The 22,874-nt window shown below is 72.5% G+C and carries 19 protein-coding genes; 7 read left to right on the forward strand and 12 right to left on the reverse strand.

What is annotated here, in order from left to right; translation table 11 throughout:
• Positions 1–65: 65 nt before the first annotated feature.
• From JK359_RS14150 to JK359_RS14160, 3 genes are all read right to left on the reverse strand, one after another.
• Entirely contained in the window at positions 66–593 is a 528-nt protein-coding gene (locus tag JK359_RS14150; RefSeq protein ID WP_201835540.1) for a copper chaperone PCu(A)C, read from the reverse strand.
• Positions 594–818: 225 nt separating this feature from the next.
• A complete protein-coding gene (locus JK359_RS14155) occupies positions 819–3,122 on the reverse strand; it encodes a heavy metal translocating P-type ATPase (RefSeq protein WP_201835542.1) in 2,304 nt (767 codons plus the stop codon).
• Positions 3,122–3,430: a hypothetical protein gene (locus JK359_RS14160; RefSeq protein ID WP_236677836.1), complete on the reverse strand. Its 309-nt coding sequence runs from the start codon at positions 3,428–3,430 to the stop codon at positions 3,122–3,124. Before JK359_RS14160 ends, JK359_RS14155 begins: the two co-directional genes overlap by 1 nt.
• 351 nt (positions 3,431–3,781) lie before the next feature.
• Here JK359_RS14160 and ctaD point away from each other — a divergent pair, with 351 nt between their 5' ends.
• Positions 3,782–5,506, forward strand: a complete 1,725-nt coding sequence (gene ctaD, locus JK359_RS14165; RefSeq protein ID WP_201835544.1) for an aa3-type cytochrome oxidase subunit I — start codon at positions 3,782–3,784, stop codon at positions 5,504–5,506.
• Entirely contained in the window at positions 5,503–5,847 is a 345-nt protein-coding gene (locus JK359_RS14170) for a cytochrome C oxidase subunit I (protein WP_201835546.1), read from the forward strand. The genes ctaD and JK359_RS14170 overlap by 4 nt, the downstream gene beginning before the upstream one ends.
• A gap of 203 nt (positions 5,848–6,050) precedes the next feature.
• Here the strand turns inward: JK359_RS14170 and JK359_RS14175 are convergent, their stop codons facing one another.
• From JK359_RS14175 to speD, 3 genes are all read right to left on the reverse strand, one after another.
• The gene (locus JK359_RS14175) at positions 6,051–6,818 is read right to left on the reverse strand and encodes a 4'-phosphopantetheinyl transferase family protein (RefSeq protein WP_201835547.1); all 768 of its coding nucleotides are present in this window, start codon (positions 6,816–6,818) and stop codon (positions 6,051–6,053) included.
• 207 nt (positions 6,819–7,025) lie between these two features.
• The gene (locus JK359_RS14180; RefSeq protein ID WP_201835549.1) at positions 7,026–7,214 is read right to left on the reverse strand and encodes a DUF3073 domain-containing protein; all 189 of its coding nucleotides are present in this window, start codon (positions 7,212–7,214) and stop codon (positions 7,026–7,028) included.
• Positions 7,215–7,372: 158 nt separating this feature from the next.
• Positions 7,373–7,753: an S-adenosylmethionine decarboxylase gene (gene speD / locus JK359_RS14185; RefSeq protein ID WP_201835550.1), complete on the reverse strand. Its 381-nt coding sequence runs from the start codon at positions 7,751–7,753 to the stop codon at positions 7,373–7,375.
• Positions 7,754–8,386: 633 nt separating this feature from the next.
• On the opposite strand from speD, the gene JK359_RS14190 reads away from it, so the two are divergent.
• Genes JK359_RS14190 through JK359_RS14200 form a run of 3 tightly spaced genes read left to right on the forward strand, consistent with a single transcriptional unit; the run spans position 8,387 to position 11,602 of the window.
• On the forward strand, positions 8,387–10,252 hold the full coding sequence (locus JK359_RS14190) for a GNAT family N-acetyltransferase (RefSeq protein ID WP_307788104.1): 1,866 nt from the start codon (positions 8,387–8,389) through the stop codon (positions 10,250–10,252).
• Complete coding sequence (locus JK359_RS14195; RefSeq protein WP_201835552.1) at positions 10,239–11,303, forward strand: HAD-IIIC family phosphatase; 1,065 nt, start codon at positions 10,239–10,241, stop codon at positions 11,301–11,303. Before JK359_RS14190 ends, JK359_RS14195 begins: the two co-directional genes overlap by 14 nt.
• Positions 11,300–11,602 (forward strand): acyl carrier protein, encoded by a 303-nt coding sequence (locus JK359_RS14200; protein ID WP_201835553.1) that lies wholly within the window; start codon positions 11,300–11,302, stop codon positions 11,600–11,602. Before JK359_RS14195 ends, JK359_RS14200 begins: the two co-directional genes overlap by 4 nt.
• A 1-nt stretch (position 11,603) precedes the next feature.
• Here JK359_RS14200 and JK359_RS14205 read toward each other — a convergent pair whose 3' ends face one another.
• On the reverse strand, positions 11,604–12,959 hold the full coding sequence (locus JK359_RS14205; RefSeq protein ID WP_236677837.1) for a M64 family metallopeptidase: 1,356 nt from the start codon (positions 12,957–12,959) through the stop codon (positions 11,604–11,606).
• Between the two features lie 112 nt (positions 12,960–13,071).
• Positions 13,072–14,139: a L,D-transpeptidase gene (locus JK359_RS14210; RefSeq protein WP_307788106.1), complete on the reverse strand. Its 1,068-nt coding sequence runs from the start codon at positions 14,137–14,139 to the stop codon at positions 13,072–13,074.
• 227 nt (positions 14,140–14,366) lie between these two features.
• On the opposite strand from JK359_RS14210, the gene JK359_RS14215 reads away from it, so the two are divergent.
• Together JK359_RS14215 and JK359_RS14220 are read left to right on the forward strand one after the other, a co-directional pair.
• Positions 14,367–14,885 (forward strand): SigE family RNA polymerase sigma factor, encoded by a 519-nt coding sequence (locus tag JK359_RS14215; RefSeq protein WP_201835557.1) that lies wholly within the window; start codon positions 14,367–14,369, stop codon positions 14,883–14,885.
• Positions 14,875–15,552: a L,D-transpeptidase family protein gene (locus tag JK359_RS14220; protein WP_201835559.1), complete on the forward strand. Its 678-nt coding sequence runs from the start codon at positions 14,875–14,877 to the stop codon at positions 15,550–15,552. Before JK359_RS14215 ends, JK359_RS14220 begins: the two co-directional genes overlap by 11 nt.
• A gap of 34 nt (positions 15,553–15,586) precedes the next feature.
• On the opposite strand, the gene JK359_RS14225 is transcribed toward JK359_RS14220, so the two are convergent.
• From JK359_RS14225 to JK359_RS14240, 4 genes are all read right to left on the reverse strand, one after another.
• Entirely contained in the window at positions 15,587–16,225 is a 639-nt protein-coding gene (locus JK359_RS14225) for a hypothetical protein (RefSeq protein ID WP_201835561.1), read from the reverse strand.
• Positions 16,222–16,545 (reverse strand): hypothetical protein, encoded by a 324-nt coding sequence (locus JK359_RS14230; protein WP_201835563.1) that lies wholly within the window; start codon positions 16,543–16,545, stop codon positions 16,222–16,224. Before JK359_RS14230 ends, JK359_RS14225 begins: the two co-directional genes overlap by 4 nt.
• A 1-nt stretch (position 16,546) precedes the next feature.
• Entirely contained in the window at positions 16,547–21,751 is a 5,205-nt protein-coding gene (locus JK359_RS14235; protein WP_201836031.1) for a caspase family protein, read from the reverse strand.
• A gap of 155 nt (positions 21,752–21,906) precedes the next feature.
• The gene (locus JK359_RS14240) at positions 21,907–22,854 is read right to left on the reverse strand and encodes an MIP/aquaporin family protein (RefSeq protein ID WP_201835565.1); all 948 of its coding nucleotides are present in this window, start codon (positions 22,852–22,854) and stop codon (positions 21,907–21,909) included.
• Between the last annotated feature and the right edge of the window lie 20 nt (positions 22,855–22,874).

Genomic DNA, 22,874 nt, shown 5'->3' on the forward strand with positions numbered 1-22,874 from the left:
ACCGGGTGTCTCACTCATGTGCCGCGCTGTGATCCGGACCACGGGCCGGGCCGGCCGTGCGCCGGTCACCGGGTTCGGTCGCCGGGGCGGACCACGACCGCGAAGGTCCTGACCGGCGCGCTGTGCTCGAAGTGCAGTGTGAACGGCACGAGGTCGCCCGCCCGCCAGCCGGCCGCGGCCCGCAGGGTCACGTCCGCGCCGTGCGGGGACATGGACAGGGTGCCGCCCGCCGGGACGGGGACGGAGTCCACGTCGGCCTTGTACGCGGCCGCGCCGCCGCCGGCGGCGCGGTGCCGGCTGAGCGCGATCCCGCCGCGCGTGGCGGTGGACGTGACCCGGACCAGCCGGTCGTCCGCTCCGCCGGCGTTGGCGACGTCGAAGAACGCCGCGGTCTGCGTGCTGTCGCCGTACGGCAGGAGAACCCGCCCGGACGAGACGGCGATCCGCGGCGGACTGCCCGCCTTCCCCGCCCCCACCCAGGCCGTCAGCCCGCCCAGGGCGACACCGCACGCGGCCACCGGCACGAGCGCGGCCACCAGCGCCTCGGCCACCCGCCGGCCCGACGGCCGCCACAGCCCCTGCTCCTCACTCATCCGCGGCGCCTCCCGGCGGTCGTCACGTCCGTCCCCGGGCGGTCCTCAGACCACGACCGCCCGCTCATCACGTCCGCCTCCGCATGGTCGGCACGCGCGCCTCCGCAACGGTCCTCAGCCCACGACCGCCCGCTCATCACGTCCGCCTCCGCATGGTCGGCACGCGCGCCTCCGCAACGGTCCTCGGCCCACGACCGCCCGCTCATCACGTCCGCCTCCGCCCGCTCATCGGCCGGGCCTGCCCGTCGGTGACGGCTGCCACGTGCGCAGCCGCAGGCTGTTGCCGACCACCAGCAGGGAGCTGGCCGACATGGCGGCCGCGGCCGGCATCGGGGTGAGCAGGCCGACCATGGCGAGCGGGACGGTGACGGCGTTGTACCCGAACGCCCAGACGAGGTTGGTGCGGATGGTGCCGAGCGTGCGCCGGGCGAGCCGGACCGCGTCCGCGAGGGCCTCGATGTCGCCGCGCACCAGCGTCACGTCGGCCGCGCCGACGGCCACGTCGGTGCCGCCGCCCATGGCGATGCCGAGGTCGGCCCCGGCCAGCGCGGCGGCGTCGTTGACGCCGTCGCCGACGACCGCGACCCGGTGTCCCTGCCGCTGCAGGTCCCGGACGAGGGCGGCCTTGTCCTCCGGAGTGCAGCGGGCGTGCACCTCGTCGATGCCCAGGGCCGAGGCCACCGCCCGCGCGGGCGCCTCCCGGTCACCCGTGGCGAGCACCGGCCGGACGCCGAGGCGCCGCAGCCGGTCCACGGCACGGTAGCTTCCGGCGCGTACGACGTCCCCGACCTCGATCAGCGCCTCGGGCACGCCGTCGACGCGGACCAGCACCGGCGTGTGACCGGCGGCCTCGGCCCCGGCCAGCGCGTCCGCGAGGACAGCGGGCAACGCGCCGTCCGGGGCGACGACTTCGACCAGCCGTCCCTCGGCCCGGCCGCGCACGCCCCGCCCGGGTTCGGCACGGAACCCGCTCGGCTCCGGCAGTCGCCCTTGCCCCGCGGCCAGTCGGGCCCGGGCCACGACGGCCCGGCCCAGCGGGTGCTCCGAACCGCACTCGACGGCGCCGGCCAGCCGCAGCACCGCCTCCTCGCCCAGACCGTCCGGCACCGCCGTGACACGCGCGACGGTCATGTGGCCGGAGGTGAGCGTGCCCGTCTTGTCCAGCACGACCACGTCGACGTGCCGCAGCCCCTCCAACGCCTGCGGGCCGCCGACGAGTACCCCCAGCTGGGCCCCCCGCCCGGTCGCGGCCGTGAGCGCGGTAGGGGTCGCCAGGCCCAGCGCGCAGGGACAGGCCACCACCAGGACGGCGACGCACGCGGTGACGGCGGCCTGCGGTCCGGCCCCCGCGCCGAGCCAGAAGCCGAGCACGGTCACGGCCAGCGTCAGCACGACCGGCACGAAGACGCCGGCCACCGCGTCGGCCAGCCGTTGCGCCCGCGCCTTGCCCGCCTGTGCCTCGGTCACCAGCCGGGTGATGCGGGCGAGCCGGGTGCCGTCCCCGACGGCGGTGGCGCGCACCAGCAGCAGTCCGCCGGCGTTGACGGCACCGCCGACCACGGCGGAGCCGGGCCCCACCTCGACCGGCTCGCTCTCCCCGGTGACCAGGGACAGGTCCACCGCGGAGCCGCCCTCCACCACCTCGCCGTCCGTGGCGACGCGTTCCCCGGGCCGTACGACGAAGACCTGGCCGACGGTCAGCTGCCCGAGCGGCACCAGGCGTTCGGAGCCGCCCTCGCGCACCGTGACGTCCTTGACGGCGAGCCGGGCGAGGGAGCGCAGTGCCGCCCCGGTGCCGCGCCGGGCCCGTGCCTCCAGGAACCGTCCCGCCAGCACGAACAGCGGTACGCCGACCGCCGCTTCGAGGTAGAGGTGGGCGGCGGTGCCGTCCTCCGCCGACAGCACCCAGCTGAACGGCATCCGCATCCCGGGCTCGCCGGCGCCCCCGAGGAACAGGGCGTACGCGGACCAGGAGAAGGCGGCCACGACACCGAGCGACACCAGGGTGTCCATGGTCGCCGCCGCGTGCCGCAGGCCCCGTACGGCCCGGGCGTGGAACGGCCAGGTGCTCCACACGGCGACCGGCGCGGCCAGCACGAAGCACAGCCACTGCCAGTTCCGGAACTGCAGGCCGGGCACCATCGACAGCACGAGCACCGGTAGCGCGAGCAGCGCCGTGACCAGGAGCCGGTCCCGCTCCTGCCGGTCCCCTTCCTGCCGGTCGCGGTCCTGACCGTCCCCTTGCTGCCGGGCCTGCCCGTCGTCCTCGCCGCCCGTGTGCCGCTGCTCGCCGGGCGGTTCGGGCAGTGCCGCCGTGTACCCGGCCCGCTCGACGGTGGCGACGAGTTCCTCCGGGGTGATCCCCGCGGGATGGCTCACGCGTGCCCGGCCGGTGGCCAGGTTGACGGTGGCGGTCACCCCCTCCAGCTTGCCGAGCTTCTTCTCGACCCGGTTCACGCAGGCCGCGCAGGTCATCCCGCCGACGGTCAGATCGGTCGTCACCAGGGCGGTCACGGCGTCCGCCGCCATCAGTGCCCGCCCCCGTGCCCGTCCCCCATGCCGTCCATGCCGTCCATGCCGTTCATGCCGTCGCCGCTCCCGTCGCCGCTCCCGTCGCCGCCGGTGCCGTCTCCCCCGCTGCTCGTGCCGGTGCCGTGCATGCCGGGGGCGACCGGCCCGGCGGCGGCGCCGACGGCGTACGACACCGCGAACAGCAGGGCCAGCAGCAGGAGGAACCCGCACAGGGCGGGCGGAGGCGCCACCCCGCGCAGCACCGCGCCGGCGCCCGCACCCACGCGGGATCCGGAGGCTGAGCCGGAGCGCCGGGACTCGTCCATCAACCGCGTCTCCCGATCACGTCGTACGGCATGGCCGGATGAGCCGTACCGCTTCAGGAGTCGGAGCGGACGGTGACCGAGTTCCGGGACATCAGTGTGGCCTGGGTCACATGGGTCCGGCGTCGCGGGACACGCCGGCACCGCCCGGAGCGTGCGCAGTCGGACCCGGGCCGGTACCGGAGCCCGGGAGTCCCGGTGACCGCGCCCGCGTCCGCTGCGCCGTCCGGGTGCATCCGTCAGCCGTCCGGCCGCGCGTCGGCCGCTCAGGGCGCCGGGGCCGCACGGGCGCGGTGAGGATGGGGGGACCGGCCTGGCGTGGGCGGACGGCGAGCATCGGGAGACGGACGACCTGTGAGCATCCTGAACGAACCCCAGGGTGGTGCCGAGCCGGCTGAGGACTCGTACGAGAACGAGCTGCCGGTCCGGCGCAAGCAGCCCGGCAATGTCGTGGTGAAGTGGCTGACGACCACCGACCACAAGACCATCGGCACGCTGTATCTTGCGACGTCGTTCGCGTTCTTCCTGATCGGTGGCGTGATGGCGCTGCTGATGCGCGCCGAGCTGGCCCGGCCGGGTCTGCAGATCATCTCGAACGAGCAGTTCAACCAGGCGTTCACGATGCACGGCACGGTGATGCTGCTGATGTTCGCCACCCCGCTGTTCGCCGGTTTCACGAACTGGATCATGCCGCTGCAGATCGGCGCCCCGGACGTGGCGTTCCCGCGGCTGAACATGTTCGCCTACTGGCTCTACCTGTTCGGCTCGAGCATCGCGGTGGGCGGTTTCCTCACCCCGCAGGGCGCCGCGGACTTCGGCTGGTTCGCCTACACCCCGCTGTCGGACGCGATCCGCACACCAGGGCTCGGGGCGGACCTGTGGATCATGGGTCTGGCCTTCTCCGGCTTCGGCACGATCCTCGGTGCGGTCAACTTCATCACCACGATCATCTGCATGCGCGCGCCCGGCATGACCATGTTCCGGATGCCGGTCTTCGTGTGGAACGTGCTGCTGACGGCCGTGCTGGTCCTGCTGGCCTTCCCGGTGCTGGCCGCCGCGCTGTTCGCCCTGGAGGCGGACCGCAAGTTCGGCGCCCACGTGTACGACCCGGCCAACGGAGGCCCACTCCTGTGGCAGCACCTCTTCTGGTTCTTCGGCCACCCGGAGGTGTACATCATCGCGCTGCCGTTCTTCGGCATCGTCACCGAGATCATCCCGGTCTTCTCGCGCAAGCCGATCTTCGGCTACATGGGCCTCGTCGCCGCCACCATCGCGATCGCCGGCCTGTCCCTCACGGTGTGGGCGCACCACATGTACGTCACCGGCAATGTGCTGCTGCCGTTCTTCTCCTTCATGACGTTCCTGATCGCGGTCCCGACCGGGGTGAAGTTCTTCAACTGGATCGGCACGATGTGGAAGGGCTCACTGTCCTTCGAGACGCCCATGCTCTGGGCCACGGGCTTCCTCGTGACGTTCCTCTTCGGTGGTCTGACCGGGGTCATCCTGGCCTCGCCGCCGATGGACTTCCACGTCTCCGACTCGTACTTCGTGGTGGCGCACTTCCACTACGTGGTGTTCGGCACGGTCGTCTTCGCGATGTTCGCGGGATTCCACTTCTGGTGGCCGAAGTTCACGGGCAAGATGCTGGACGAACGCCTGGGCAAGATCACCTTCTGGACGCTGTTCGTCGGCTTCCACGGGACCTTCCTGGTGCAGCACTGGCTGGGCGCCGAGGGCATGCCCCGCCGGTACGCCGACTACCTGGCCACCGACGGCTTCACCGCCCTGAACACGGTCTCCACGATCGGCTCGTTCCTGCTCGGCCTGTCGATGCTGCCGTTCCTCTACAACGTCTGGAAGACGGCCAAGTACGGCACGCCCGTCGGTGTCGACGACCCGTGGGGCTACGGCCGCTCGCTGGAGTGGGCCACCTCCTGCCCGCCGCCGCGGCACAACTTCGTCACCCTGCCGCGGATCCGCAGCGAGGGCCCGGCGTTCGACCTGCACCATCCCGACATCGCGATGGCGGAGCAGGAGGCGGGCGGGTTCCCGGCCACGACCGACCGGGGACGCGGGTGAGCGGTCTGCCGCAACAGGGTGCCGGTCCCGGCCTCGGCAACGAGGTGGAGGGGTACCTGCTCTGGCAGGCCCGGATCGCGGAGGCGGAGCGGCGGGCACATGAGTTCACCGCCCCCGTGGAGTGGCTGACGACGGCGCAGCGCGAGGACATCGAGCGGCGGTACGTCGCCGACAGTCTGTGCCGGGCCCGGGCGGATCTCGAACGCGTCGCGGGCCGGTGCGTGTCCCTGCGGGGCGAGTACGAGCAGCGCTACCGGGAACTGCGGCGGCGCTGTCTGGCCACGGTGCTCGCCGTGTGCGCCGGTGCGGTCGCGGTGGCCGCGCTGTCGCTGCTGCGCTGACGCCGGCCGCGGAACCCCCGCTGTCCGACACGGGGTTGAGCGCGCCGGCCTCTTCACGCCCCGGGCGGCAGCCGGTGTCCGGCGGCAGTGGAGGGCGGTCGGCGGCCCGTGCCCGGCGGCAGTGGAGGGCGGTCGGCGGTCCGTGCCCGGCGGCAGTGGAGGGCGGTCGGCGGTCCGTGCTCGGCGGCAGTGGAGGGCGGTCGCTAGTCCGCGTCCGTCAGCAGGGCGTGCGCGTCCTGCTCGACGACGGCCGGTTCCGTGCCGCCGGTCACGCAGACGGCCGCGGGGTGCCGCCCCTCCGCCTCGAGGTCGGTCAGCCGCAACTCCCCGGCCACGTCGGGCCGGTCTTCCCAGCGGAGGACCCGGGCGGGAGCCCCGGGTGCCGACACCTCCAGGCGGCTCGGTGGCAGCCCAAGTCCGATTCCCAGGGCCTTCAGCACCGCTTCCTTGCGGGTCCAGTAGCGCAGCAGGGCGGCCGGGCGGTCGGCCGGAACGAGCGTGTGCAGTACGGCGAGTTCGGCCGGGGACAGGATGCGCGGCGCCACCAGGCCGACGGCGGGCGCCTCCTCGAGCCGCTCCACGTCCAGTCCGACCTCCGCGCCCCGGCACACGGCCAGGCCCACGGTCGGACCGCTGTGACTGATCGAGAAGCCGAGGTCCGCCGCCGGATCAAGGGCGGCCTTGCCGTGCGGGCCGCCGCAGCGCGGGCACACGCGGCGCAGTGGCACCCGGGCGGGCGGCAGGCCGAGCAGCCGGCCGAGCACCAGCCGGCTCAGCGCACAACCGACCAGGAACTGCTGCCGGTTGAGGGGGTCGGCGGTGGCCTCGTACCGGGCCCGCTCCACCGGGTCGAGCAGCCCGGGCAGGCCCGGGTACGCACCGGACAGCCGGGCCCACCACACCTGCACGGGACGCGTCCCGGACCGACGCCCTGACGGGTCGTCGGATCCGGCGTGCTGCGCGTCGTCCACAAGCCTTCCCCGATCAGCACCTTGGGGCCGGGGCGGGGCGGCTCTCGCCGTCGGCCCGCTACGGCGGCGGGGTTTCCAGGTGTGCACGCTCCGGGACGTGCGTGATGCCCTCCACCGGGACCATTCCGGGATTCGCCTGCGGTCGTCGGAGGGGCTGGCTGTGATGAGGAGGGGCCGGTCGTCCGGTGGGGAGTGAACGGGAGGAGATCACCGGGGGTCGAGCGGACGTTCCCGGTCGTCGGTCCCTTCCCCGTCGACCAGGATGTCCGCGGGATGGTCCTCGTCCTCGCCCGTGGCGAGTTCCTGCTGAAGGGCCCTGAGGTCGGTACTGGGGGCGTGATACTTGAGCTCGCGAGCGATTTTGGCCTGCTTCGCACGTGCGCGACCGCGTCCCATGATCCATCTCCTCACAGATGCCCGGACGCGGGGGCCCGTTCGTCCTCCCCGCGACCGATACTCTCCCTAGACCACACCCCATGCTAGCTCAGCCGACCTGTTACCAGCAGACAGGCCGAAGCCCCGGACCGGGGTCCGGATCCGGTGCGGGGAGAGGCTCAGTGAACGGCGCGGAGGTTCCGGGTCACGTTGATCTTGGTGGGCGAAAGACCCAGTTCGACGCTCTGCATCATGCGCTCGCCGTTCAGTCGGCCGTAGGCGAGCAAATCGACGTTGGCCAGCGAGAATTCCGGCCAGGTGTGAATGCTCAGATGCGACGCGGAAAGCAGGAGAATCGCGGTGACGGCGCCGTTGGGAAAGACGTGCGAGGCCTCGCCGAGAACCTTCGCGTTGCCCTTCTCCGCCGCATCGCGCAGCACCTTCAGAAGGCGCTGCTCATCAGTCAGGATGCTGTGGTCGCTCACCCACACGTCGACGGCGTACGAGCACAGGTCGTCGACGTGTATACCTTCGGTGGCGAGTTCGGCGGGATTACTCATGGCGCGCCGGGAAGCAGGTGCGGAAGCCGCTTCCCGCAACTCCTCTCCAGGGGTTCACAACGGGGTTCACATCGTGGTTTCACAACCATCACGGTGACCGGATCGGGGCCTTGACATCCCGACTGCCGACACTTAGCCACCCCAGGCTAGCACCCAGGGTAACGTACCGCAGCGCGCCGCCAGGGGCCTGCGGATCCGCCCGCCGCGGCGTCCGCCGAAGCCCTGTCGGCCCGCCGGCACAGGAGGCGCATTCCCCCGCCGACGCCGCCGGACGAGGACCCGGACCCGCGCACGGCGACGGGGAGACCATTCACGGCTATTCGTTCCGGCCCGCGTTCCTTTACATGTTCCGGTGGATACGGAAAAGCTGCCGCACCTGCGTCCGGATAGCCGGCGCGCACGACAGAATTACCGGACGGGAATGGCGGCGGAACAGCAGCCGACCGTAATTTCCGGACCGCCCTTAGACGCCTGGCGTCGGGGTTCTGCGGCCCCGTATACTGGCACGAACATTCTCACCCCACGTGGAGCAACATTGTGACGAACGCCCGTCGACGACGCCGCAGTCTCAGCGCCGACCGAGTGCTCAATGATGTCGCGGACGCCGTCAGGCTCCAGGAAGGGCCTCCGGGGGTGCGGTCGATCCTGCGTGCCATCCGCCGGCTGGCTCCGGCCTCGACCAAGGACATCAGCCGCGCCGTCGGCCTGCCGGTACCGATCGTGGCTGCCGTGGGCAACGAACTGCGCCAGCGCGGGCTGATCACCAGGGAACGCCCGTCGCGGCTCACCGAGGCCGGCCGGGCCGTCGTCACCGAGCTGGGCATGGACCTCACGCTGGACGCCACCTGCCGCACCTGTGACGGGCGCGAACTGGTGATCCCGGAGGTGCTGGACGAGGCGGTCGCCCGCCTGTCCGCGATCATGGAGGACGGTCCGGCCGTCGACATGACGATCGACCAGTCCAAGTGCACCCCCGAGACCAAGGTGCGGCGCATCCTGGCCCTGCTGTCGTCCGGCACGCTCCCCGGCGGTTCGCTGCTGCTGATCGGCGACGACGACCTGATCTCGCTCGCGGTCGCCGTGGTCGGCGACGTGCTGGGCAGCCCCCTCGTCGACCAGGTCACGGTGGTCGACATCTCCCCCGACATCCTCGGCTACATCCAGCGGGTGTCGGCGGACCTCGGCACGCGGATAGAGACGGTCCAGCACGACCTGCGCAATCCGCTCCCGGAAAAGCTGCACCGCCAGTTCGACGTGGCGATGACCGACCCGCCGTACACCCCCGAGGGCGCCCGGCTGTTCTTGTCGCGCGCGGTGGAAGGACTGCGTCCGGGCCCGGCCCACAGCATTTTCCTGTCATTCGGCGGGAAGAGCCCGGACGAAATGCTCCAGGTGCAGCGCGAAATCATGGAACTCGGTCTCGTCACCAACGGGTATATCCGTAACTTCAACGAGTACGAGGGCAGCGGAATCCTGGGCGGGGTCGGATTCTTCCAGCATCTCCTCACCACGAGCGCGACCGCGCCTTCCCAGGAAGGCGATTACAAGGGCCCGCTCTACACGGGTGACAAACGCTCGCGGCAGCGTATGTACGAATGCGTGGCCTGCGGGGAACTGGTCCGGGTCGGCCCCGGCGCCAAGTGGGCCTCGGTGGGCGTGCTGCGCGCGGAAGGCTGCCCGAACTGCGGCAAGGGGCCCTTCCGCCCCGGCCCGCTGGTGCCGGCCGGACCCGAGCAGCAGACCCGGCAGCCCGCCTCGGCGGCCCGGCACACCGGCGGCCGCCCGCAGGTGACGGCGGCAGCGCCGGAACCCGCGACGGCACGGTCCGACACACCGGAACCCGCCACGGCACAGTCCGGCACACCCGCGCCCGGCACGGCACAGGCCGGCGCGCAGGAGCGGGCCGGGGAGACGGCCCCTCCCGTGCCGGCCCGCCCGGGCTGGCACCCGCCGACCGCCGACGAGCGCGACGTGCTCGAGGAGCGGGCAGCGCCCTACGTCACCCGGCAGGCCGACGAGGGGGACCTGGAGGCGATCGGGGACTTCGAGGTCGACATCGCCCGTGTCTCCTTCGGCGGTGACGCCGTGGACGACCCGGTGCGGCACCGGACGCGGATGGCGCGCGCGATGGAGAAGTCCAAGGACGGGATGATCGTCGCCCACCGGCCGGGCGACCCGGCGATCGGCTGGCTCTGGGTCAGCGTCAACCAGAACACGATGACCGGTGACCGGTACGCGAACTTCCGTTCGCTGGCGGTGGCCCCCGTGGAGCGCCGGGCCGAGGTGGCGGAACTGCTCATCTCCTCGGGGCTGGAGTTCGCCGTGCGGCACGGGCTCACCGAGGTCGTGGGCCGGGTGCACGTCGGCAACGTCCCGATGCGCACCCTGTACCGGAAGTTCGGTTTCACCCCGACCAACCTCGTGATGAAGCTGCGGCTTCCGGCGGGCGCCGACGACAGTGCGTCCGAGCGACAGGACCCGAGCCATGCTGGACACTGACGGCGTCAAGTGCGTCGTGTGGGACCTCGACGGCACCCTGTGGGACGGCGTGGCGGTGGAGCGCGCCGACAGCGGGCTGCCCGAGGTCCGTCCGGAGATGCTGGCCGCGGTCGACGCGCTCGCCGGGCGCGGTGTGCTGAGCAGCATCGCCAGCCGCAGCGCCCCCGAGGTGCTGGAGCGCCTCACCCGTGACACCGGGCTCGCCGCCCGCTTCCTGGCCCCGCAGGTGTCCTGGCAGGACAAGAGCACCGCCCTGCGCAGGATCGCCGCGGAGCTGGGGGTGGCGGTCGAGTCGCTCCTCCTGGTCGATGACTCGCCGTACGAGCGGGCCGAGGTGGAAGCCCTGCTGCCCGGGGTGCGTACGGCGGATCCGCGGGACGTGCCCGCGCTGCTCGCCTCTTTCGACGGACGGCCGGTCACCGCGGAGGCCCGCGCGCGGGTCGACCGGTACCGGACCGAGGAGGTCCGCCGCCGGGCGGGCGAGCGCTTCGAGGGCAGCAGGGAGGAGTTCCTGCGGTGGTGCGAGATGCGCATCGAGATCGGCGCGGCGGGGCGCGAGGAGATTCCCCGTGCGCTCGAACTCGCCGAGCGCACCCACCGGTTGAACTCGTCCGGGCTGGACCGCGAGCAGGTCCGGCTGATGAACGAGCAGGGGGGACACCGGCTGTTCACGGCGCGGATGACCGACCGGTTCGGGGACTACGGGATCATCGGCATGGCGCTGGTGCGGCCCGGCCCCACGGCGTGGTCGGTGCCCCTGCTCGCCCTGTCCTGCCGCATCGCCGGCCGTGGTGCCTCCGTCGCCTTCCTGCGCTGGCTGATGGAGGAGGCCCGGACGGCCGGAGCGGACGAGTTCACGACGGACCTCAGGCCCACCGGGGCCAACACCGAACTGCGGCTGCTGTTCCGCCAGGCCGGCCTGCGCATCGCCGGCGAAGGCGGCGACCCGGCGCAGTCGACGGTGACGCTGACCCGCACCCTCCACGGCGACCTGCCTTCCTGGCCCGGCTGGCTGCAGGTGTGTCCGCTGCCGATTGGACCGACCCCATGACCGAAGAACCCCTGCACGAACAGCGGGCCCACGTGGAGCGGGAGATCCGCGCGATGCTGGCCGAGGCCACCCGCGCGGACCTGTCCCGCATCGGGGAACTGCCCGCGGAGACCAAGCTGTTCGGCTCCGAGATCTCGCTGTCGTCCCTGGCCGGCGTCACGCTGCTGGCCGCGATCACCGAGCGCTACGGCGTCGACGTGGCCGCCCAGGACCTGAGCCTGGACTGCCTGGAGTCCATCGCCACCCTCGTGGACTTCGTGGTGTGGCACCTGGCGATATCGCCGGAGAGCAGCGTCTGACTCAGCGCACCGTCCACGTCAGGGAGTTGACCGTCCGGGCCCGCACCGCGGGCTCCCGGACAGCCGCCGTGCGGTCGGTCACGGTCGCCGTGATCCGGTGCTCCCGGCCGTGCCCGCGGACGCCCAGGACGTGCGGTGTCACCGTCCGCAGGCCGGCCGCCCAGGGGACCTCCCGGCCGTCCACGGACCAGGTGAGGCGGAGATCGGCGAGGCCGGTCACGGGGGCGAGGCGTACGGTGATCAGCCGGTTCCCGCGGACCGGCTCGGTCGTGGGGACACGGGAGGTCAGTGCGTCCGCGTCGGCGTAGAAGCCGGCGATCATCGCCTCCCGTCCGACGACGTTGAATTCGGTCGAGGCCAGGGTGCGCATGAGGGACGTGTCGGTCGGGCGGTAGACGCCCGTCTCGTAGTAGCCCCCGCCCTCGTACGTGCCCACGACCGAGCCGGTCGGGTCCTGGGCCCCGGCCCAGCGGGACCACTTCGCGGCGTCCGGGTCGCGGTGGAGGGTGAGGTTGGCCGCGGCCGGTTCCTCGGTGCCGGGATAGGCGCCCTGGCCCGCGTACTGGTACTCGTCGGCCAGCCCGCCGATGGAATGGCCCAGTTCGTGGGCCCCTATGAGGTACGACCTGTCGTTGTCGGACGACATCGTCGCCACTCCGTGGAACGGCGAGGCGGGCGGCAGGTCCGCGGTGGAGTAGCCGGCACCGCCGTACTTGGCCGAGTTGGCGACGACGAAGACGATGTCGGCGTCCGGGGCGAGGCGGGCGTAGCGCGCGACCGCGTCCGTGTCGACGCACAGGAGGCGCTCGATGTCGTCGCAGAAGAAGGCCGAGTGCAGCGCGGTGTCCTTCACCACGTCGGCCGTCGGGTCGCCGGAGACGCCGGAGTCGGGGGAGACGGTGTCGACGAGCCAGACGTTGAACAGGCCGCGGTAGCTGCGGTACGGCTCGACCTCGAAGATCGCGTCCAGCTTCTCCTCCGCGTCCGCGGCGAACTCGTCCTGTTCGTCGGCGGTGTAGCCGTCGCCCATCACCACCAGGTCGAGCCGTCCGGACACCGGCCCGGTCCGCTGCAACGCCCGTACCGCCGGTTCGGTGTACGGCGGCTTGCCCGTGCCGGGGCTCCCCGGGCGGGCGGACCGGGCCGGGGCGCCCGCCGGGACGGTCACCTGGCGGGGCTCGGCGTCCGGTCCCGGGAAGTACTCGACGTGCTGGGCGCGGGGCGTGGGAGCTGCCGCCCGGGCCGGCCCTGCGTGCGCGGCGCCGGCCAGTGCCGCCACGGCGACGAAGGCGGCCCCGGCCGCGGTGATCCAGCGCGTACGCGGTCTTGCGCGGTGCGGCACGGCAACCTCGCTCAAGTATCAAGTTAAACGGACTTAATGTCGCGCTTAACCTAGGAGTGCCGTGCCGGATCGGCAAGAGCTGTGCGGGAGTTGACTTGCCGTGAGGGGTGAGCCTGCGCGTCGCGGGTTACTGCGACCGCTCCGGTGAGCCGCTCTTCCCGTGCCGGACCGCGCTGTTGGCCAGCCACTCGGACCAGCTGAGGTTCCAGTCGCCGTAGCCGTTGCCGGTGGCGACCGTCTCCTTGGAGCCGGTGACACGGATGACGTCACCGGGGATGACCCGCCGGTAGAAACGCTCGGCGGTGCCGTCGGTGGAGAGGCCGACGCAGCCGTGGGTGACGTTGGACCGGCCCGCGTAGGTGTCGGCGTTCGGGTTCTGGTGGAGGTACGTACCGGACGTGGTGACGTGCACGGCCCAGAAGTAGTAGTCGTGGTAGGCGTCGCCGAGGTTGACGGTCCGGGAGTCCATGAAGACCTTGGGCTGCTTGTCCAGCACCACCATGGTCCCGTTCCAGGTGTCCAGGCCGGGACGGCCGGCGGTGACCGGGATGCGGGTGGTGGGCTTGCCGTCCTCGGTGACGGTCATGGTGTGGCTGCGCACGTCGACGGTCGCGGTCAGGGCGCGTCCGATGGTGAAGTGCCGTACGGCCTTGGTGCCGACGTGCAGCGTGACGCGGGTGCCGGGCTTCCAGTAGGCGGGCGGGCGGTAGTCGACGCGCTGTCCGTCGAGGAGGTTGCGGTCCTTGACCCAGCTCCAGGCGCCCCCGACGGCGGGGTCGGTGCCGACGGTGAGCCGGCGCTCGACCTCGGCCCGCTGGGCCCGGGGCACGGGCCGCGGGAAGGTGACGGATATCGGCATGCCGACCCCGACGGTGGCCCCCTCGCCGACGTTGACCTTGGCCTCGGCGAGCACGGCCGGCTCGGGAACGGCGGGCGCGGTCCGGGTGGGTGCGTGGGCGGGCGTGCGGGTGCCCGCACCGGCCGGGGCGGAAGACCCGGCCGCGGCGGACGAGGTGGTGGCCGCGCATCCGGTCGCGGCGAGGACGAGCGCACCGGCCGCGGCGAGGACACCGGCGACACGGCGCCGGCCGCGCGCACGGCCGGTGGAGACGTACGGGTGACGGCCGGTGGAGTCGTACGGACGGTGGCCGGGCCCGTCGTACGGGCGGCGGCTGGTCGAGTCGTGCGTGGACACGGAGTTCCCCCTGAGATGCGTGCGGACATGGTCTGTACGCACGGCACGGGAGGCGGGTTGCATCCCGCCCGGGGAATTTCCGGGAGGGGATCCTGGCGGGTGGCGGCCCTGCCGACCCGTAGGATCGCCTCGCCGGAGGGGGTTCCGGACGGAGATCCGCAGGGGATCCTGAGGGTGATGCGCGCGGGGACACGCACCGGTGTGGCGCGAGATGCGGCGGGGGGCCGATGACCGAGGAGGAGTTCGACGCCTTCTACGCGGCCGCCTTCCCCCGCCTGGTGGGACAGCTGTACGCCTTCACCGGCGACCACGCCGAGGCCCAGGACGTGGTGCAGGAAGCCTTCGTACGGGCCTGGGACCGGCGTACGTCGTTCGACGCGGCCGAGGCACCGGAGGCGTGGATCCGCACGGTCGCCACCCGGCTCGCGGTCAGCCGTTTCCGGCGCGCCCGGCGCTGGCTGGAGCTGGTCCGCAAGGACACACCGCCGGAGCAGATCGCGGGGCCGGGGCCCGAACACGTCGCGCTGGTCGCCGCGCTGCGCGAACTGCCCCCCGCGCAACGGCTGGCCGTGGTCCTCTACCACGTGTGCGACCTGAGCGTGGACCAGGTCGCCGCGGAGACCGGCTCGCCGGTCGGGACGGTCAAGGCGCGACTGGCCCGTGGCCGCGCCGCCCTCGCCCGCCATCTGTCGCCCGAGGAGACTGAGACCATGACCGGGACGAAGGAGGCCACGCATGCCTCATGACCCGTCGGGCCCGGCCGTGCCCGGGCAGTCCGCCGACCGGCTCACCGACGCGCTGCGCGAGGTGGCGGTTCAGGGCCGGCGCTCCGCACCCGGCCCCGGTTCCGTCGTACGGCGGCGGGCCGTGCTGCGCCGCCGTGTCCGCCGGGGCGGACTGGTCTCGGCCGGCCTCGCCGTGGCGGCCACCGCCGTCCTCGCCGGTACGGCCCTGCTGGACCCCGCCGACCGGCCGGCTCCCCCGCCCGCGGCGACCGCCTCCACCACCGCTCCGGCCCCGCTCCCGTCCGACGAGGACACCGCGGTCCGCGACATCAGCGTCGACCTGAACACCCTGGAACTGCACGCGGGCGGACGGACGTTCCCCGTCTCGGCGCCCGGCATGAACCACCCGTTCCGCGGTGACTCGGTCGCCCGCGTCACCGGCCGCCACCGGCACGCGAGGTTCAGCGCGTCGCCGACGGGCGTGGTGGAGCAGCACGACTGGGTGCTGTCCTTCGCCGGATCGCGGGACGATCCGCACTTCGTCTACGGCGCCGACGGCATGACGGACGTCCCGGGCCGCCGCCCGTCCACGCTGGGCCTGATCGGGCTGCGCACCGCCGACGCCCGCTGGCTCTACGCGCACACCACCGTCGGCACCAAGATCACGATCACCGGCGACGGCACCTGACCCGGCTGCCGGCCGCGGCTCCTCGGACGCCGGCTCAGCACCTGCCGGCGGGGGCCGCGCTCATCGCGTCGCCCTGCCAGGCGACGTGGCGGACCGTCGCGGCCCCCTTGCCGGACGCGGGCTCCACCTTGATCGTCACGCCGGTGCCATCGGCCGCCAGGAGTTCCCCGCACACCTTCTCGCCCCGCGTGTGCACCACGACCTTCTGCGCCGGCTCGTCCGGTGCCGGTGCCACCCAGGTGACCAGGATCCCGGCAGCGGTGACCGGCACGCCGAGCAGGGTCGCCCAGCGTGCGAGCGAGACCCGCGACACGATCCGCTCCCGCTCGTCGCGCTCCCAGTCCAGCAGCGCGATGGCATCGGCGTACTTCAGCCCGCCGCCGGGCCGGCCGTGGGCGGCCGCCACGGCGAGGAAGGCGGCGGCCAGCAGCAGCACCAGGCCGGCTGCCACCGACACCACGACCGCCGTCCGGTAACCCCCGGGGAGTTCCGCCACGTTCTCACGGCCCTTGAGGACCAGCACGGCGGCCAGCAGGCCGGTGGCGATGGTCAGGAAGTTCCGCCAGCCCTCCGCCTGCGCCCGCGCGATCTGCAACTGGGCCTCGGTCATCGCCTCCAGCCGCTTCTGGGCACGCCGGAGCTCCGGCGACGCGTAACGCCTCGGTGCCGTCATGAGCCGGCACCGGCGGGACGGATCGCCACCCATGCGGCCCCACAGCCACCGGCTTCCTCTTCGTCCCCGGCGTGCGGCTGGAGGCACCGGCACCGCATGTACACCTCTCGCGGCACCTCTTCCCGGGCGCGTTCCCGGCGCCACCGCCAGCCCATCGTCACCGCGCCTGGCATCACGTCCGGTACGGGATGGTCGACCGCGTGGCCGCACTCCGGGCAGCTGCCGGAGATGACGAGCCGGGTGCCGGAGAGGTCCCAGACGAACCCGGCCGGCTGGTCCGGCAGGTCTTTGACCTCGTAGGCCTTGTTCTCGTGCGGCACCTCAGTTCCTCTCGTCGGGGTCTCCCCAGCTCGAACGGAGTTGAGAGCTTGGGGAGGGCGGCAGGCGGAGACCGAACAGCGGCGCGTAGTCCTGGAGCCGGGTGCGGACCTCGTCGGCGGTCAGCCCGGTCTCCTCGGCGGCCAGCCCGAGATGGTCCTCGCTCACGTCACCGGTCAGGGCCGGCTCCCCGCCGGTGAGCCGGCCGGTGAGGAGGACGACGTCCCGCCAGTCCGGGGTGCGGGTACAGCTCGGCTCCGGGAACGGGATGCCGAGCCCGACCAGGGCGAAACACTGGAGCCGCCGGTACGTCTGCTGCAGACCGCTGCCCAGCCGTGCGGCCGCCACGACCAGGGCGAACGGCGTGAGCGTCCAGGAGCTGTCCAGGCTGGGCTGGAGCAGCGCGTGTTCGGCGGCCACGTCACGCGTCACCGGTTTCGACGGCCGGACGAAACCGGGAGGCACGGGCACGGTGGGGGCGCCCAGGGACCGGTAGGCGTTCAGGTCGGCTGCGGCGGTGGCGAGGTCGACGCCGCTGCGGTCCGCGAAGCCGGTGAGGTCGCTCAGCGAAATGCGCTTCCGCCACCTCCCGCTCCGGTTGCACAGGGCGTTCAACAGAATGACGTCCGGTTTCAGTGCGGCGGCGTCCTCGGGGATCTCGCACACGTCGAAGCCGTAGACGGCCACCTGGCTGCGCACCTCCTTCGCGGTCTCGGCCAGGCTCAAGCCGGAGTCCGCGGCGAAACCCAGGAGGGAAGAAGCCTCCAGCCGGGCGTTCGGCCCGACGCTCACCACCCCGTAGTTCATGAATCCGATGCGCCGGGACTGCCCCGTCAGGAAGCCCTTCCACAGGCTCCGGGGCCGAGCGGCCCAGGGCTGTGACAGCCAGGCGCGGGCCGCCTCGACGGCGGTGCGCTCGACCAGGCCGGCGTCTGCCAGCGCTTCCACCGCGGCGATGTCCCTCTGCTGTGACTCAGGGTCCCCCAGACCGTCGAGCCGCCCCAGCACAGCCCAGGCGGAGACCGGTGCGGCCGCGGGCGCGTCCCCGTACGCGGCGGGCACCTCCGCCGGAAGGCCCGCGCACCAGTCGGGCGGCAGGAACGGGGCGAGTCCGCCCGGATCCACGACCTCGTAGCCCAGCGGCCCCACCCATCCGTCCAGCCAGCTCGCCGTCTCCCCCACGGTTTCCGCGCGTTTCGCCGCCAGCCGGACCAGGTGCCGCAGACCGATCGGGCCCAGCGGGAGGAAGGGCGGCTCCACGGTCAGGCCGCGGCTGAGCGCCCCGAGCTGCGACTCGTCCAGCCGGCCCGGCAGATCCGGTCCGGCGAGCCGGTATCCGAGGGGCTCGAAGCGGCGCACGACCGCCTCGATCTCCCCCGGCGCGATTCCCGTCTCGTGTGCCCGGCAGGCGACGTCCATCGGCCGCACGAGGGCGGAGAACGGTCCGGAAGCAGTCATGTTGAACCGCCCCTCGGCCCGGTCGTTCAGCAGGACCCGTCGTTCCCGGGCGTCCACGCGGTGGGACGCGAGACCTTTGAGGTCCGGTGGCGCCGGAATCGACCGGTCGAGGGCCGACAGCTGTTCGAACAGCTGCGCGAGAGTGCCCAGGCTCACCTTGTGGCTCTCCGACACGCGCACCATCGCCCGCCGCACGGCATGGTGCCGGACTTCTTCCGCCTCGTCGGACTCCGGCCTGTTCGTTCCCTGGACCGCTTCGTAGAGCGAGGCCGTCAGACCGGTCGGGACGATCTCGTCCAGGGCCCGGATGTCGGCCGCCTCCGGAACGCGCACTCCCGTCACGGCATACCGGCGAAGTTGCCGGATCGCCTCCCGCAGCGAGCGCCCGGTGTCCGCCGCGGCGCGCAGCGGTTCCCTCCAGGCCCCCGCCGGCAGACGCCGGAACAGAACCGCGTCCAGGGGTTCCGGCCGGGGGAGCACTGCGTCCGCGACGACCGCCTCCACCTCCCGTTTCACGCCCAGGGCATGGAGGCGCCAGGCCACGAAGAAGCGCACCCAGGTGTCGGCCTGGCCGATCTCGTCCTTGAGGATCGCGTCGTCGACGGGAAGACAACCGACTTCGCGCAGCCCGATGGCACGCTTGCTCTGGACCCAGTTGGGGCGCCGCGCCCGCACCGGGACCGAGACGGACATGTCGTGCGCCATCAGTTCACCGATGACCTCCTGCGCGAGTCCGGGCCGGGACTCGGCGAGGCTCCACAGCCACTGCAGCGGGAACGGCCGCCACGCCGAGCGGATCAGCGCCGGGACGGCCGCCTTGAGGTCCTCCTCGACGGCTCGCTCGTCGTATCCGAGGAAGCGGTTGCGATCGACGCTCAGCTCCGGCCGGTGCCTGCCCCGCAGATTCACGACGTACCCGTGCGGGGTGTCGGCCTCCGAGACGAACAGCCCGTCCGCCAGCAGCATGCCGGGCCCCTGCACCCACCACACTCCGTCGGTGGCCTCGATGCGCGCGTTCGGCAGGGTGGAGTCGCCGTACAGGTCACCGGGCCGCCAGGTCACCGGCTCACCGTCGAACTCCTGGGCCGTCACCAGCACCGGGCTGCACCACAGGAACTCACGCAGCGTCTGGATGAGGGACGGGCGTTGTCCGGCCGTCCCCTCGGGATCGTCGTGCAGGTACAGCCGGACCCTGGTGCCCCCGCTCTCCAGTTCCTTCTGCTCCTTGCTCAGGTGCATCAGCCCCGAGCCGGCGGTGACGCTGGCCCGGTGGCCGTCGGGGAGGGCGATGTGCCCGGCCAGGTCGACCGGCCGGGTGGTCACCTCCACCTCCTCGGCCAGCATGAAGTAGCTGAAGACACCGATGCCGAACCGGCTGTTGAGTTCGGTGGTGATGCCGCGCCGGCGCCACCGGCGCATCTCGCGCATACGGCCGGAGGACTGTTCGGAACGGCGCCCGGCCTGGGCGAAGAGGTCCCGCAGCTCCTCGGCGGTCATCCCGACGCCGTTGTCCTCGCACTCGATGTACATGCGTCCGGTGTCCCGGTCGATGTCCTGGGTGAAGACGACGTGGCGCCCGGCGAGCCGCTCCCGCTCGGACTCGGTGTGCCGCGCGTGCTGCGCGTACCGGCGCCGGGCCTGGCGCACCCGGCAGGCGTCGAGGGCGTTCTGGTACAGCTCGCGCACCGCCAGCATCCGGTCCCCGTACAACTGCGTGCCCATGATGAGCGGCTTGACCTCGTCCTCGGCCAGCCGGAACCGGGGCGGCGGATTGTCGAAGCCGCGGTTCCTCGGCATCAGGCCCTCGGTCTTGACCACCTGTGGCAGGCCCGACAGCAGGTCGCCGGGCCGCAGGGCGCGGTGGCTGCGCCGGATCGCCTCCGACTCGGCGGTGATCCGGGCGGCGAGCCGGTCCAGCGCCGTGAACAGGGCCGCGCTGCTGCACTTGAACACCAGCAGCCAGCGGGTGGCCACGGCGTGGCTCGGCACGCCCGCCTTCCTGAACTTGTCCTGGCCCCGGCCGAAGCCGTCGTTCGCGGCGATCTCCTCGATGATGCTCTCCGGCCGGACCTGGGTGGGCTCACGCTCGCCCAGGTGGTCGATGAGCACACCGTCGAGCATGCGCGGGTCGATGGCCAGCAGCCCGGCGAGGTGCAGCAGTGTGGCCAGTTCGGCGGGGCGCCAGCTCCACCGGTCCGCCTCTCCGCACAGCGACGCGCACAGGTCGGTCACCCACTCCCGGCCGTCGGGCGCGACGGCGTCGGCGGGGGTCCCCGTGCCGAGTTGTGAGACCACCTGGACGATGGCCCTGCGCAGCTCGTCCCGCGCGTCGGGGCCCAGCGTCAGCTCGACGGCGCTCTCCGCCGCCTGCACCAGCAGGTCGACCGCACGGCCGAGACTCTCCAGCTCCGCGACCCGGTGGTCCTCCCACAACAGGTCCCAGTCGGCCAGGAAGCGGTGCCGCAGCCAGTACTCGGCGCTGCGGGCGTCGCTCTTGCGTCCGCGGCGCAGCAGCGTCCGGCGGGTCGCCTCGATCTGCCGGTGGGCGCGCCGCACATCGCCCATGTCACGGTCGAGATGAGCCGTGAAGCTGCCCTCCGGCAGCGTCCTGGCGGGCGTGGTGTCGCCCGGGCCGTCCCCGTCGAGGTTGTGCAGCGCCAGCAGGCCGCAGGCCAGCGCCGCCTCGCGCAGGAACGGTGCGCCGAGGAGCACCACGGTCTCGATCAGGCTCAGTCGGGCTCCGGCGGCGTCGACGAGATCGTGGAGCCGCTTGAACAGACGTACCGGGGCGCCTTCGTCGGCCCACGGATCGGCGTCGTCGGGCCGCTTCTCGCAGATGGACACGACCCTCGTGACGACGTCCGCCAACTGCTCCCTGGCCTTGGCGTGCTGGGCGGCCGTGCCCTCGGTCCGCTCCCACAGGTCCGAGCGGATGATGGCGTCCGCCCAGAACCCGCCGGACAGCATCGCCTCGCACAGCTCCACGTCGGCGTGGGTGCCGCCCGTCCCGTCCAGGCTCAGCCAGCAGGCGATGACGGTGGGTGGTCTGCGGTAGGTGTAGTTGGCCGCGATCTCCGGGGTGCGCTGTATCACTCGCCGGATCACCTGACCGAAGGTGCGGGCCTCCGACTCCCGGGCCAGCGCCTCGTTCAGCGCCTTGGCCAGGACGCTGCCGGCGGTGGGGTGTCCCAGTGCCTCCTCACCGGGGGCGCAGGCGCTCAGGATGACCACGTTGTCGCGGCGGCGGGTCGGCGTGACCTTCTCGAAGGTGGCCGGGGGGATGCCGCCGCCGCTCCGGCAGGCGTCGAAGCAGAGCATCACCGTGGCGCTGGACCGCAGCGGCAGCAGCAGGTCGTCGGGCACGATCCCGATCAGACCGTGCGGGTCCAGGGTGCGCTCCCCGTTCTCGCCGTACCGGGCGCGGACGTCGCTGGGGACGAAGCAGTCGGTGCCGTCGATCCGGACGCCGTGACCCGCGAAGTAGACGAGGGCCGCGTCGCCGTCCTGGCTCGCGTTCAGGAACCGGCCCAGTTCCTCCCGGATGTTGCCCTCACTGGTCGCGTCCTCGTCGTCCAGTACGGTCACGTTCTCCGGCAGGTAGCCGCTGCGCAACAGGGTGGTGCGCAGGTTCGCGGCGTCCCTGGCGGTGAACTGCAGGGCCGGAAAGGTGTCCTTCAGCTCCGGCACCTGCGCCAGCTGCGGATACGCGGGCACCGCGATCAGCAGTGCCCGCCGTCGCCCGGCACCCATCGTGCTCACGAACCCCCCTGGTCATCGACGAGTTGACGTCCCGTCATGGCACGGAGGGCGATTATCGCAAAGGAAGTTTCCGAACGTGGTCGGAACGGACGAAGGAGGACGAGGGGGTGGGCGGGACGGGCTTCCGGCCTGCCCCTCCTCGCGTCCTACTCCTCGTCGCTGGTCCGTACCGGCGTGGACCGTCCCGGTTCCGGCAGTTCCGCCTGTTCGGCGCGGACGAGCAGCACGTCGCCGATGAACAGGTCGTAGACCAGGATGCCGATGACGCCGCCGACCAGCGGGCCGACGATCGGGATCCACCAGTAGTCGCTGAACGAGCCGGCCACGCTCCCGGGGAAGGCGAGGCCGTCCCAGCCGGCCGCGTAGGTGAACAGCCGTGGCCCGAAGTCGCGTGCGGGGTTGATGGCGTAGCCGGCGTTGGCACCGTAGGACATGCCGATGGCGGCGACGACGAAGCCGATGACCAGGGGGCCGAGGTTGGCCTTCACGGCCTGGTTGCGCAGGTCGATGACCGCCGCGATCAGCATCAGCAGGAAGGCCGTGCCGACGATCTGGTCGATCAGCGGGCCCCAGATGCCGCCGTGGTAGTAGGGCGCCGGGAAGGTGGCGAAGATCGAGAACGTGGCGTTCGTGTGCCCGTTCACCTTCGGCCCGACCGCGACCTTGTCGTAGGCGTTGATCGCCTGGTGGTAGACGAGGTACACCAGGGCCGCGCCGGTCAGGGCACCGACGACCTGCGAGAACATGTACGGCAGGACCTTGGTCCAGGAGAATCCCCGGCGCAGGGCCATGGCCAGCGTCACCGCCGGGTTCAGGTGGGCGCCGCTGACGCCGCCGGCGACGTAGACACCGAAGACGACGGCGAAGGCCCAGCCGAAGGTGATCAGCAGCCAGTCGCCGGCCGCGAGGAAGATCGTCGTCGGGGTGGCTGCCCGGCCCGAGCCCGGCAGCGCCGCGACCGCCATCGCGACCACGCCGCAGCCGAAGGCGATGAGGACGAGGGTTCCGAGGAACTCCGCCAGGCACTCGCCCAGCAGCCCGCCCCGGCTCCTGAGCCGGGACGTCTTGACGAGCGGAGGTATTTCCACAGCCATGAAGGCCCCCTTTGAAGAGA

Source organism: Streptomyces actinomycinicus (assembly GCF_016741775.1).
In the GTDB taxonomy this organism is placed as follows: Bacteria; Actinomycetota; Actinomycetes; order Streptomycetales; family Streptomycetaceae; genus Streptomyces; species Streptomyces actinomycinicus.